The following is a 12,357-nucleotide window of genomic DNA, read 5'->3' on the forward strand; positions in this document are numbered from 1 at the left end:
TGCAAAAAGAGCTGGTTTTTGTGGAGGGCCACAAGAAGCACTCTATGCGTTTTTCAATATAGCACGGATGTTTCGGGGGAATCAGAGCAGGGTAGATGCAAAGTCGCTGTTCGGGCGATGCAAACAGAAAGAGCCGTCAGCCCTCAGCGTTCAGCCGTCAGCCAGAAGGAAAGTCTTCTTCCAGTCGGTTGAGCTTGCCAAACCTGATGGAGCTTGGCCTTTTGGTCTTGCTGCTCTCGAAAGCAAAAGCCTCTGGATCCGCTTTTCACTGATCGCTGATGGCTGACGGCTGACCGCTTTCTCAGTCGGCCTGCCAAACTTCAGACTTTGCGTTGACCTGGGAATCAGAGAAGATGCCGAGGACAAAAAAGGCTTTGGTCAAAGCGATGAAAGGCGCAGCGTGCTGTCTTGCCCTCAACCAAAATTCTTGCCACTGGGCGAGGCATCCCCAGAAAGTGCAAAACGAGGGATCAACTTGCGATCCCTCTACACGCTCGCCGCTACACAATTCCCTTGACTGTTTTTTGTACGTACAGCACTTTGCTCTCGGCTCTCGGCTCTCGGCTCTCGGCTCTCGGCTCTCAGCCCTCGGCGGATCGAAGACCCTGCTCCCTGTCCTTTAAGTGGGAATCACCGTCTGATCGTCCAGCTCTGGGTGGTACTGGTGGAAGGTCTCTTCAGCAATGCGTTCTGCTGCACGACGGAAAAAATCCACTGTGGAGAGGGCCTGTGTGCGGTGCATGCTGATGGCCCGCAATTTGGTGGTGATGTGCTGGATCACGTTGAAACGCACATTGGGGTACAGGTGGATCTTCCCAAGTTCTTCGTTGTAGGGCACATCGCCCGAGTAGAACCACAATGTGCAGGGTTTGCCCAGCCGTTCGAAAGCCTCGATGACCACTTTGCTGGTGGTGACGTGGTCGGGGTGTCCGTTGCTGCCGTTGGGCTGAAAGGTGAGGAGGATCTCGGGTTGGTGCTTCTGAATGGCCTGCATGGCCACCTGCACCAGTTCTTCAAAGTCGTGTTGTTTGAGGCCACCGTCTGGAAAGTGGTGGTGCTCATGGACCTGAATGCCCAGCGCAGCCACACAGTCTTTCAGCTCCTGATGGCGCACTCTGGCCAGCTCCTCGGGACCGTCTGCGAGGCCCAGAGTGCGTCCTTTTTCGCCGTGGGTGAGGGTCACAAGGCCGACGGTTTCGCCGTTTTGGGTGAAATTGAGGATGGTTCCAGAGGCACCGTACACTTCATCGTCGGGGTGAGGAAAAATCATCAGAAGCTTCATGGTTTTACTTTAACCCGAGTTTCTGGGAAGCAGGGCAGGGCATTTGCAGACAGGTCTTTGCGCTTTGCTGAAAGACGAAAAGACAGCACACATGCAGATCTCATGAAGATTTCATGTCTGAAACAGGTTGCCTCATGCAGAAAATCCTTTGCATGGACCCGACTGACCCTGTGCGCACCACAGAAAAACAAGAGAATTTTAAAACTTTACTCAATCAAAAAAGCATTGTGGGAAGCCGTGCAGGACCCTACTCTGGAGTTCTAGGATTGGGGACCTGTTTCCCCGAGGAGGAACCCACGTGATGAAACCCTCGAAAAAACATTTCTTGCTGCTCGGTCTGACCGCTGCCTTGATGTCTTGCGGTGGACAGGGCGACAAGAATGCCAACACTTTGCTCAGCCTGTCTTTTGGAGACTGGTCCCGCTTTGATCCCGCTTACTGTTACGACTCTGCCTGCGGTGAAGTGATCCAGAACACCCTCGAAACCCTGCTGTTCTACGATGGCGAAAGCGCCGACAAGTACGTGCCCATGCTGGCTGCCGAAGTTCCCACCGTGGAAAACGGAGGCATCAGCGAAGACGGCCTCACTTACACCATCAAACTGAACAGCGACGCCAAATTCTCCAATGGGGAGCCTGTGACCGCCGAAGATGTGGAATATTCCATCGAGCGGATGATGGTTTACTCGACGGACATTGGTCCTGCAGTGCTTTTGACCGAACCCCTTCTGGGCCGGGCTGAACCTGTGCGGGAAGGCAATTTCAGCTTTGAACAGATTGACCAGTCTGTGGAAGCCACCGACAGCAACACGGTGGTATTCAAACTGGCCAAACCTTTTGCCCCCTTCCTCGGGGTGCTGGCCACCTACCCGAGCGCCGTTTACTCCAAAGCAGACGCCATCGAGAAAGGCGATTGGGATGGCACAGACGGCACCTGGCAGGAATTCACCAACCTTGCAGAAGGCTCAGGCAAACTCGATCAGGGGCCTGTGGGCTCTGGTCCGTTCACCATCGAACGCTACGATGTGGGACAGGCGGTTTCCCTGATCCGCAATGAAAATTACTGGCGTGAAGCCCCCAAACTGGAACGGGTGGTCATCCAGAGCGTCGCCGATGAAAACACCCGCATCAAAATGCTGGAGGCTGGAGACGCCGACATGGCCCTGCCCAATGCCATGACCCCCTCAGCCCTGCCCCAACTGGAGAAAAACGACAAGCTCAGCGTGGAAAAAGCCTCTGGTTTGAACCTGTCCGGGTTATTCATGAACCAGAAGATCAGCAAGCAAGGCACCAATTATCTGGGCAGTGGCAAACTGGACGGCAAAGGCATTCCAGCCGACTTCTTCAGCGACATCAATGTGCGCAAAGGCTTTGCCACGGCTTTTGATTACGACGCCTACATCAAAGAGGTCACCCAGAACCTCAGCCAGCGTGCAGGCACCGTGCTGATCGAAGGATTGCCCGGTTACAGCGCAGACTTGCCCGCTTACACCTACGATCCAGAAGCTTCTGCGGAATACTTCAAGAAAGCCTGGAACGGCGAGGTGTGGGAAAACGGCTTCACCCTGCCGGTGTTTTACAACTCGGGCAACATTGGACGCCAGAGGGCTCTGGACATCCTGAGAACCACCCTTCAGAAAATCAATCCCAAATTCCAGCTTGAAGTGCGTGAATTGGCCTTCAGCCAGTTGCTTTCTCAGGCTTCCAACAACCAGATGACCGTGTGGGCCGGGGCTTGGGGCGCAGATTACGCCGATCCTCACAACTTCGCACAACCCTTTTTGCAGTCCACAGGCAACTATGGGGTGCAAGTGGGGTACAAAAACGAGGCTCTGGATCAACTCATCACTGAAGCCGTCGCGAGCACCGACAACGACCGCCGCACCGAGCTGTACCAGCAAATTGCCCGTCAGGGATACGAAGATGCTGCGTTCATCCCTCTGGGGCAGCCCCTCAACACCTATGTGCAGAACAAAAACGTGCAGGGTCGCCTGAAAAACCCCATGTTCGCTGGCGATTACTACTACACCATCAGCAAAGACTGAACCCCTGTCTGCCGTCCTGCAAAAGAACAGCTTGATAACGCACAGCAGAATGCACCTCGGGATCACCCCGAGGTGTTTTTGTATGAAGACTGTAAACTGAAGGGCGTGAACCCAACTGATTACCCCACTGCATTCATCATCACGGTTGCTGTGATTCTCGGGGCTCTGGTCGGCTCTTTTACCAACGTGCTGATTTACCGGATTCCAAGGAGCGAATCCATCGCCTTTCCCCCCAGCCATTGCCCGAAGTGCGACCACCAGCTCAGCCCTCTGGATCTGGTTCCGGTGCTGTCGTGGGTGTCTCTGGGTGGAAAATGCCGTTACTGCAAAGCCCCCATCAGCTCCCAGTACCCGATCATCGAGAGCATTTCTGCACTCGGGTATGGCCTGCTGGCTTACTTTTTTCCTTTACAGGATGTGGGTCCCAGCCTGCTCGGGCTGTTTTTCTTTTTCACGGTGCTGCTGGCCATCAGCGTGATTGACCTGCAAACCTACACCATTCCTGACTCGCTCAGTCTGGTGGGTTTGCTGGTGGGTCTGGGCTTTTCATGGGTGAACCAGACACAAGGCGGGTACTTTTTTCAATTGCCCGGCCTCAAAGATGCTTTCACGGCTGCACTGTATGGAGCAGGCATCCTGACACTGGTTGGGAATTTCGGTTCTTACCTGTTGAGACGCTTCAAAGAAGCCAAATATCCGTCCACCCCCATCGATTACCAGACCCTGAGTCTGGGGGCTCTGGTGGGCCTGTGGTTCGGTCCGTGGTGGGCAGCAGGTGCAGTCATGCTGGCGATGCTGGTCAATCTGGCCGCCCGCAGGTACATCCGCATTCCGGACTTCATCACCCTGCCGGGCATCCTGATCAGCCTCGGGGTGAAAGTGTATCTGGGCATGGATGCCAACCTGATCAACACCATTCTGGTCAGCTTGCAAAACCTGCTGGCCGGAGCGGGCATCGCTGCCTTGATCGCTGGATTTTACTGGTGGCTTGCCCCAGAGCCCGAAGACGACATCCCAGAGGAAGATTACGATCCCATCGCCATGGGTTTTGGTGATGTCAAATTGCTGGCCATGATTGGGGCTTTTGTGGGCATTTCCAATGTGTTTGTCAGTCTGGTGCTGGCCATTGTGGCCGGAGCAGTGCTCGGGATTTTGATTTTTGCCATCACCAGGAACCGCAAGATCAAATTTGGTCCTTTTCTGGCCATTGGGGGGTTTGTGGCCCTGATTTATGGACCTGCCCTGACAGATTGGTACACTGGAATGCTGCTGGGTGGCATGTGATTTGTTGATTCGGGATTCTTCATGGAGGTCAACTTTCAATCCAGAGGGAAGCATCTGCTTCCCTTTATTTTTTCTTCATCCTTGTGTCTCAAAATGCATCTTGTACGCCATTTGAAGAGTCTTGTGACGTCTGATTTGAGAAAATACAACCGTAAAGGCAGAAGGTCTTCATCATGAATTTGCGCTTGAAAAGTTTTCTGGTTCTGGGGCTCAGTGCTGCACTGGTGGCTCTGGTGCTTTATGTTTTCGTGCAGGAATTGCTGAAATCCACCTTTCAAAACACCGAAGGCATCACCGAACGCACCCGCATCACCCGGGTGATGGAAGACCTGCAATACGAAGCCAACACCCTCTATGAAATCAATTTTGCGGACTGGGCCGTGTGGGACGACTCTTACAACTTCATTGAAAACCAGAATCAGGCCTTTGTGGACAACAACCTCACCATTGAAGCCCTGCATGGCCTGCGTCTGTCGGTGGTTGGTTATTACGACCTGAACCTGAAGCTGGTCAAAGAAGTGTGGATGGACTGGGAGCAGGTCAGTTATCTGCCCCGTCCAGAGTGGATGACCCAACCGTTTGTGACCAACCTTCAGAAAAAACAAAAAGGGCTGGTCAACACACCGAACGGTTTGCTGGCTTTCTCTGTCGCCCCCATTCGGGACAGCCTGTCCCGAAAACCAGCCAATGGCCACCTCTTGATGGGTCGCTTTTTGCACCAGAGCACCCTCAATGCCATTGGAGAACGCAACCACTTGAAGGTGTCCCTTCAATCTTTGCAACAGCAACCCGAAATCACCCGGCAACTGAAGACCGAGTCCCTTGTGGTGGTGCCTTCTGCAAAAAGCCTGACTTCCTACGCCCTGTTCAGGGATGTGAACAACAAGCCCATTTATGTGCTGAAAATTGTGGGGAACCGGGTGCTTTCTCCGGTGCTGACCTCCACCCGCCGTTCTTTGACCCTGACCATCGTGACCATGATGCTGCTCACTGCCCTGTTGCCTCTGGTGCTGCTGAACCGCACGGTGCTGTCCCGGATGGCCGGCCTGAGTGAAGCGGTGCGTGACATCCGTCTGACCCAGGATCCCAGAGCCCGCCTTCCAGAGAACAGCCGGGACGAACTCGGGATGCTCAGCCACGACATCAACCACCTACTGGCCAGTCTGGAAGGTTCACGGGTGCAATTGCAAAACCGTGAACAGTACTTCCGGATCCTCTCTGAAACCAGTTCAGATGCCCTGCTGCTGCTCGATGAGCAATCCCGCATCCTGCACATCGGAGGCTCTTTGCATCACCTGTTGCCCGAGCTTGAAGTCCGTCTGGGCGAACGGGTGCCTTTGCAGGTGGTTGCAGAAGACCAACCCCATGTCCAGCGGTTCTGGGAAGAAGTGCTGCACAGTCCCGGCCATGAAGTGCAGCTTGAAGCCCGTTACCTCACCTCTGGAGAGCCGGTCTGGCTGGAAATTTTTGCCCGCAACCTGCTGCACGATCCGGTGATTCAGGGGGTGGTGGTCAACCTGCGCGACATCACCGAACGCAAAACCCACGAGGAACGGGTGCGTCACATGGCTTTCCATGATGCCCTGACCGGACTGTACAACCGCCACTACCTGTGGGCGGAAGGCCAGAAATGGCTGGACGAGCATCCACAGGCTTCGTTCTTTTTCATGGATCTGGACCGCTTCAAGCAGGTCAACGACACCTTCGGCCATGAAGCTGGAGATGTGCTGCTGAGAACCGTGGTGCAACGCATGCAACAAGCTGCGCCTGAAACGGGGATCTGGTTCCGGCTCTCTGGGGACGAGTTTGGCCTGTTGCTGCCGGGTGTGCATGCCAGAGAGGCCCATCTGACTGCACAAACCATCCTGAAGGTGGTTCAGGAACCGGTACCGCTCTCTCAAGGCATTGCCAGTGTGGGAATCAGCATTGGCATTGCTCTGGTCCCCGAGCATGGCCGGGACCTGCAAACCATTGTGCGCATTGCCGATCACGCGATGTATCAGGCCAAAGAAAAGCGCAACACCTTCATTTTTCAGGGGGGATGACACAAAAAAGAACAGCCCTGATTGCAGGGCTGTTCTTGCAAGCGAAGTTCAGACCATCTCGATGAACTTCATGATTTGCTGCCTGCGCTGGCTGTACTCCTCCGAGCTGATTTTTCCGGTGGTCAGTTGATCCAGCAAATTGTCCAGCTCCTGCAGAATGTCATTGACCCCTTTGGGACCGTTGTATGCCGGTGCAGGGGTGGGTTCAGGACGTGCAGGTGAAGATGCTGCTGCGTTCAAAACGGGAACAGCATCGGGTTGAGAAGCCTGACCGAAAATGACCTTTTCAGCGACTTCAAGGATTTTCTCGTCGTAGTAATCGGGGGTCCGACAACTCGGACAGCGACGCATGCTTTTCAGTTCCTGGGACGCAATGGCGCGGTTGCTGAGGGTGGTGTTGGTCCGGGAACTCTGGGAAAGCCCAATTTTAAAGCGGTTGCGCATCATTTTGCCGAGGTCCACATTCAGGATGTCGGTCATCATGCCACCCACATCTGCTGCTTCTCGGGCAAGTCTGTCTTCATGGGCCTTTTCCACGGTCCATTCGGTGAGACACTGTCTACAGGTTCGATGAAATTTCACGCCAGCCACACAGTCATCATAACATTTTTCTCGAAAATGCTGTATACAGGATTGATTCAATTCAAATCCTTGTTTCAAACATCAAAAAACTCATGTGCTGTGGCATAAAATTCCCTACAGCACTGCAAAATTTAAGCCCAGCGAAAGCTGGGCCTGAGGTTCTGAAAGTGGATGAAGGTGGTAAAAGTGTGATGGTCCTTACTTGGCGATGCGGAAGATCATGTACCCGCCGTAACCTTCGTTGGCCCGCTTGGTTTCAAAAGCGCGCATGGTGATGGTCAGGGTGCCCCCTGGAGCAACAAAATCCACCACAGCAAAGTTGTCCTCATCGACATCTTTGGCCACTTCTGCACCGGCCACATCGGTGATCACCAGATCCATGTCGGTGAGCACTTCACCGTCACCGAAAGCCACAATCAGCAGGCGTTCACCTTCGGTGGTCAGGAAAGCATCGTCGTAATCCCAGGTCCACTCTTCGCCGGACTCATCAAAGTAAGTGAAGCCACCCTCCCAGAGTTCTGCTCCGGGGACCAGTTTGCTGGCCTGGTTGTACACATCTTGATAGGACTTGAAAATCGAAGTGGCAGGATCTGCCATCGCCACGCTGGACAACAAAACTGCAGCAGACATCACCCATTGACGAAGATGTTTCATCATGAACCTTCCTTCTGTAGCTTCAGTGAATTGTGGGCTACCCCCTCATGATAGTCAAATCTTGCTGACGGGCGGATGAGGGTGCAAAAGCAATTGTGATCTGGGTTTACAGCCTCTGGTAAGCCTCCACCACCTGCTGCACCAACCCGAGTCCCACTTTCAGGCTGGAAGGCTGAACCCACTCGTCGGTGCGGTGGGCATTTCCACCGAGATAAACCCCCATGGCCACTGCAGGAATCCCGTAAGTCACAGCTGCATTGGCATCGGTGCTGCTGGCCACCTGACGAAAATCCAGATCCATTCTGGATCCGGCAGTGCGGATCAGTTTGACCAGTTCATGGTTGTTGAGGTCTCCAGCAGGACGGTTGCCCACCCGTTCGAGGTCGACACTGGCACCCACTTCACGGGCAGCATTGCGGATGAGGTCCAGCGCTTTGGCCTCCAGTTGGGTGAGGTGGTGCACATCCAGAGAACGCAAATCCAGCAAGAATTCTGCATGGCCTGCAATGGTGTTCACACTGGTCCCACCAGCAACCGTACCCACATTCAGGGTGGTGCGGGGATCTCTGGGCAAAGGCAGGGCATAAAGCTGGGTGATGGCAGCCCCCAGTGCATGAATGGCAGAAGGCACACTGTCGCCCCACGAGTGCCCCCCTTGTGTTTTGAAGACCACCCGGTACCGTTTGGATCCCACCGTCTGGGTGACCACCATCCCGAGGTACCCATCCAGTGCAATGTAGCGGTGGATGCTCTGGTGGTGGTGCTGCAGGAAATGTTTGATGCCCTTGAGGTCTCCAAGTCCCTCTTCTCCCACATTGGCAAGCACCCAGAGGGGTTTTTTCAACTGCTCTGGTTTCAGGTTCTTCAGGAACTGGGTGAGCACGGTCAGGCTGGCGCTGTTGTCTCCGATGCCCGGCCCCACCAGACGACCATTTTTTTCGTGCACAGTGTGTGGGACATCGAAACCAAACACGGTGTCCAGGTGGGCACTGAGCAACAAGGCTTTGCCTTCTGCAGGACCCAGCTTCAGAAAAACATTTCCGACTTCATCCTGCTCTGGAGAAAACCCCAACTCCCGCCACATGGTGGACACCAGTTCAGCCCGACGGTGTTCCTGATGGGACGGCGCAGGGGTGCGGGCAATACGCACAAGGTCATCTAGCACGAGACAAGTTATACCACGCAACCGGTCAGCTTTCAGCGGTCAGGGGTTTTCCCAGAGCACCCCAGATCACACTTCAAGGGCGCAAGACTGGAAGACGGCACTCGGCTTCGTTGACATCCTGACGGGCATTTTTGTCCACCAGAATTTCTTCTTTCTCTCCAACAAAGCCCTGACAGCGGGCCAACTGGCGCAGGAACTCTGGATCGTAGGACTTCTGGCGCATGTTTTTGAGGTCTGCAACATCCTGTTTGAGCAGGGACACCCGACCTTCCAGTTCATTGATCTGCTGGTGAAACTCCACCGTGCGGTAAATGCTGTACCCGATGAGCACAGTCATCTGGATGATGCCCAGACCGGCCAGCACACTTAAAATGACCATGAGGATGGGAGGGCGTTTCATCAGAGAACAGTATAAAGAAGTTTGTCTGGAATTGATGTGGGGAGGAGCAAGCAAAAAGCCTTTGGCAGAAAAACCTTCTGCCTTCTGCTTTCTGCCTACTGCCCTCTTTCCATCTAGACATTTATCTTTGTACGCATCAAAGACGAAGTGACCTTGTTACACTGAAGCGTATGCCCAAGCCCATCGTTACCGACATTCAGATCAGGTTCGGAGACACCGACATGCTTGGTCACATCAACAACGCCGCTTACGTTCAGTATCTGGAAGTGGCCCGAATGCAACTGGTGCAGGAGGCCCTGAAAAGTGGCGTCCCGAGCTTCAATTTTGTTCTGGCCCACATCAGTCTGGATTTCAAGCGCGAGATCAAATTGGGAAAAAAGGTTACAATCGAAAGTCTGATCACCCGCATTGGGAACAGCAGTTTCGAGATGGCCTATTCTGTGCTGGCAGACGGGGTGGTGTGCGCCACCGCAAAAAGCGTGCAGGTCGGGATTGATCCTGCACAAATGACCGCTGCCCCACTCCCTGAACCGGTTCGGCAGTTTTTACAGGGCTTCATGGGCCCACAGGAGGAAGTTGAATGTCACTGATCGGCGTAGACCTAGGAGGCACCAAAATTGCAGTTGCAGTGGTGCAGGACGGAACCATCACCCACAAGAGCGTGGAACCCACCCCCAGAGATGGCTGGGTCAGCGTTCTGGACCAGATTGCCCGCCAGGTGGAAGAACTCAAGCAGCACGTGCCCGGCGTGGAAACCGTGGGTGTGGGGCTGCCGGGCCCTCTGGACTTCAAGCAAGGCATGGTGAAGTTTGCTCCCAACATCTACGGCTTTGAAAATGTGCCTGTGCGCAGCTACCTCTCTGAGAAACTCGGCATGCATGTAGACATCGAAAACGATGCCAACGCTGCCGCTCTGGGCGAAGGGGTGTACGGTGCTGGTCGTGGCACGGACTCCAGCGTGTTCATCACCATTTCCACCGGCATCGGTGGAGGCATTGTGCTCAATGGCCGCGTGATCCGTGGTGCACACGGTGTAGGCGGCGAAATCGGACACGTGACTGCCCTGCCTTACGGCACCGTGGCCGGTTCAGGCGTGGTGGGGGGCCTTGAAGCCCTGTGCAGTGGCACCGCCATTGCCAGAGACGCCACCTTTGCCCTGAACAAACCCACCACCACCGCCGAAGCTTTCCAGTTGGCCCAGGAAGGACACCCCATTGCCAAACGGGTGGTGGAAACCGCCATGACCCACATCGGCATTCTGGTGGCCAACCTGCAACTCACCATTGACCCTGAAGTGTTCGTGCTCGGGGGTGGGGTCAGCAGTGTCGGAGATTACTTCCTGAACTTCGTGCGCGAAGTGGCCATCGACCGACTGGGCAACTTCGATGTGCGTCCCGAGTTGCGTCTGGCCGCTCTGGGCACCGACGCTGGTGTGATTGGTGCTGCTCTGGCAGGCCGCAGGTTCTGAGACCTCTTCAAGCTATGAACCCTCTGCGCAATGCAGAGGGTTTTTGTTTTGAGCTGCCAAAACGGTTCTTTCCATTTGCATGTTTCTTTCTTTAGAATACAAAAATGCGTGTTGTCAGTTTGTTGTTTGCTTTGCTTGCAGGACAAGCCCTTGCCCAGACCCAGGACAATTGTGAAGCCGTCAAAAAAGATTTTTTGATCCTTCCTTCTGGGCAGATCATCCACCGTTCAAGATTGAGTTTTGTCTACCGTCCTCTTTCTGAACGAACCCTGGCTCACCTGTCGGTGCTGCAACAAGCCCTTGAACAACAAGGGAGCAAACTGGTTGTGCTTCCCATTCCTTATTTGGAACACATTCTGAATCCTGACCTTGTGCCACACAACAATCCAACGGCTTACCTGAAAAGCTACCAGCAGGTCATTCAGCAATTTCAAAAAACCCGCATTCTCACCATTGACCTGTTGCCTCCAGCAGTGGAGCTCAGGAAACAACAGCCTTTCATGTTTGAAACGCTTTACGACGTGCACTGGTCCCAGGCTGGACTGGATCTGGCTGCACAAGTGACAGCCCAAACCATCCAGCAGCAATTTCCTGCCCTGTCCAGAGAAATTCAGCAGGATGGAGCCAAAATCACTGTCACCGGGACCTTCAAAAACTTTGGCAAATCTGAGCGGAGCCTGCAAAAAGCCTGTAAGGATTTTCCACTGAAAGGGGATGTTTTCAACACTTACACATTGGGCGGAGACAGTTCAGACCTGCTGTCCGATCAGGAACCTGCAGTGGTTTTGCTGGGCACCAGTTACAGCGCGAGACCACCTGGTCTGGGCTTTGATCACTCCCTTTCAATGGCCCTCAATGCTCCTCTGGAGAACCATGCTTTGAATGGAAGTGGTGCCATGGGCAGTTTGTTTGAATTCTTTGCCCTGCATCGTCCACCTTCCATGGTCATTTGGGAGCTTCCCCTGTACCAGATCAACCGGCAGGAAGCAGACATCAACTCTCTGGGGCCAGACAACCTCAATCAGGTGTTGGCTTATGTGGTGCGACAGGATGCACAGCCATTGTGGTCCATGCGGGGTCAAAGCCAAGGGAAGCGTTTGCATGTTGATTTTGATGCTCAAATCCCTGAACGTCCCTGGACGGTTTTCACACTGAAACTGTTGAATGTTGAAGACAAGGCCTTCATCCTCAACATCACTTACACCGATGCAAGCACCCAGAAGATGGAATTTGATCGTTGGCATGGAACAAACTTCAAAGACTATGCTTTTGTGGTGCCAGCAGGCAAAAAGATCAAGTCGGTGGATGTGGACATTGACAGCGACAAAAATGTGGATTTTGAAGTGTCACTGGTGTCCTCCACCCTGAATCTCCCTGCTTTGCCCAACTGAACCTCAAACAAGGTGGCTCAATCCGTCCATTGAGCCACCTGA

At 54.0% G+C, this 12,357-nt stretch carries 12 protein-coding genes; 7 read left to right on the plus strand and 5 right to left on the minus strand.

The annotated features are described in order from the left end of the window. Positions 1–286, plus strand: a 286-nt coding sequence (locus Q371_RS27775) for a hypothetical protein (protein ID WP_034342012.1), incomplete at its 5' end; no start/stop codon positions are given. Positions 287–619: 333 nt separating this feature from the next. Here Q371_RS27775 and Q371_RS15800 read toward each other — a convergent pair. Further along, positions 620–1,282 carry a PIG-L deacetylase family protein gene (locus Q371_RS15800; RefSeq protein WP_051964575.1) on the minus strand — a complete coding sequence of 221 codons (663 nt, stop codon included), beginning with the start codon at positions 1,280–1,282 and terminating at the stop codon, positions 620–622. Positions 1,283–1,583: 301 nt separating this feature from the next. Between Q371_RS15800 and Q371_RS15810 the strand changes: the two genes are divergently transcribed. The 3 genes from Q371_RS15810 to Q371_RS15820 all read left to right on the plus strand — a co-directional run bounded on the left by Q371_RS15810 (position 1,584) and on the right by Q371_RS15820 (position 6,655). Then, positions 1,584–3,326, plus strand: a complete 1,743-nt coding sequence (locus tag Q371_RS15810) for an ABC transporter substrate-binding protein (protein WP_051964576.1) — start codon at positions 1,584–1,586, stop codon at positions 3,324–3,326. 105 nt (positions 3,327–3,431) lie between these two features. Beyond that, on the plus strand, positions 3,432–4,610 hold the full coding sequence (locus Q371_RS15815; RefSeq protein ID WP_051964578.1) for a prepilin peptidase: 1,179 nt from the start codon (positions 3,432–3,434) through the stop codon (positions 4,608–4,610). Positions 4,611–4,783: 173 nt separating this feature from the next. After that, a complete protein-coding gene (locus Q371_RS15820) occupies positions 4,784–6,655 on the plus strand; it encodes a sensor domain-containing diguanylate cyclase (RefSeq protein WP_034342014.1) in 1,872 nt (623 codons plus the stop codon). Between the two features lie 48 nt (positions 6,656–6,703). Here the strand turns inward: Q371_RS15820 and Q371_RS15825 are convergent, their stop codons facing one another. The 4 genes from Q371_RS15825 to Q371_RS15840 all read right to left on the minus strand — a co-directional run bounded on the left by Q371_RS15825 (position 6,704) and on the right by Q371_RS15840 (position 9,456). Continuing rightward, complete coding sequence (locus Q371_RS15825) at positions 6,704–7,237, minus strand: hypothetical protein (RefSeq protein WP_211253853.1); 534 nt, start codon at positions 7,235–7,237, stop codon at positions 6,704–6,706. A gap of 198 nt (positions 7,238–7,435) precedes the next feature. Further along, entirely contained in the window at positions 7,436–7,894 is a 459-nt protein-coding gene (locus Q371_RS15830) for a hypothetical protein (RefSeq protein ID WP_034342016.1), read from the minus strand. A 103-nt stretch (positions 7,895–7,997) separates the two neighbouring features. Next, positions 7,998–9,056 (minus strand): M20/M25/M40 family metallo-hydrolase, encoded by a 1,059-nt coding sequence (locus Q371_RS15835; RefSeq protein WP_245618361.1) that lies wholly within the window; start codon positions 9,054–9,056, stop codon positions 7,998–8,000. Between the two features lie 73 nt (positions 9,057–9,129). Beyond that, positions 9,130–9,456: a septum formation initiator family protein gene (locus Q371_RS15840; protein WP_051964596.1), complete on the minus strand. Its 327-nt coding sequence runs from the start codon at positions 9,454–9,456 to the stop codon at positions 9,130–9,132. Positions 9,457–9,626: 170 nt separating this feature from the next. Between Q371_RS15840 and Q371_RS15845 the strand changes: the two genes are divergently transcribed. The 3 genes from Q371_RS15845 (at position 9,627) to Q371_RS15855 (ending at position 12,315) form a co-directional block, all read left to right on the plus strand. Then, positions 9,627–10,046, plus strand: coding sequence for a thioesterase family protein (locus Q371_RS15845; RefSeq protein WP_034342018.1), 420 nt, complete (start codon positions 9,627–9,629; stop codon positions 10,044–10,046). Then, positions 10,037–10,924, plus strand: coding sequence for an ROK family protein (locus Q371_RS15850; protein WP_034342019.1), 888 nt, complete (start codon positions 10,037–10,039; stop codon positions 10,922–10,924). The genes Q371_RS15845 and Q371_RS15850 overlap by 10 nt, the downstream gene beginning before the upstream one ends. 104 nt (positions 10,925–11,028) lie before the next feature. Next, on the plus strand, positions 11,029–12,315 hold the full coding sequence (locus tag Q371_RS15855) for an alginate O-acetyltransferase AlgX-related protein (RefSeq protein ID WP_034342020.1): 1,287 nt from the start codon (positions 11,029–11,031) through the stop codon (positions 12,313–12,315). Positions 12,316–12,357 lie beyond the last annotated feature (42 nt).

Source organism: Deinococcus misasensis DSM 22328 (genome assembly GCF_000745915.1).
Classification (GTDB): Bacteria; Deinococcota; Deinococci; order Deinococcales; family Deinococcaceae; genus Deinococcus_C; species Deinococcus_C misasensis.

Bases quoted from the DNA above. Each gene is read 5' to 3' on its own strand.
- Q371_RS15800 (WP_051964575.1), bottom strand. From the start codon at position 1,282: ATGAAGCTTCTGATGATTTTTCCTCACCCCGACGATGAAGTGTACGGT.
- Q371_RS15810 (WP_051964576.1), top strand. From the start codon at position 1,584: ATGAAACCCTCGAAAAAACATTTCTTGCTGCTCGGTCTGACCGCTGCC.
- Q371_RS15820 (WP_034342014.1), top strand. From the start codon at position 4,784: ATGAATTTGCGCTTGAAAAGTTTTCTGGTTCTGGGGCTCAGTGCTGCA.
- Q371_RS15830 (WP_034342016.1), bottom strand. From the start codon at position 7,894: ATGATGAAACATCTTCGTCAATGGGTGATGTCTGCTGCAGTTTTGTTG.
- Q371_RS15840 (WP_051964596.1), bottom strand. From the start codon at position 9,456: ATGAAACGCCCTCCCATCCTCATGGTCATTTTAAGTGTGCTGGCCGGT.
- Q371_RS15845 (WP_034342018.1), top strand. From the start codon at position 9,627: ATGCCCAAGCCCATCGTTACCGACATTCAGATCAGGTTCGGAGACACC.
- Q371_RS15850 (WP_034342019.1), top strand. From the start codon at position 10,037: ATGTCACTGATCGGCGTAGACCTAGGAGGCACCAAAATTGCAGTTGCA.
- Q371_RS15855 (WP_034342020.1), top strand. From the start codon at position 11,029: ATGCGTGTTGTCAGTTTGTTGTTTGCTTTGCTTGCAGGACAAGCCCTT.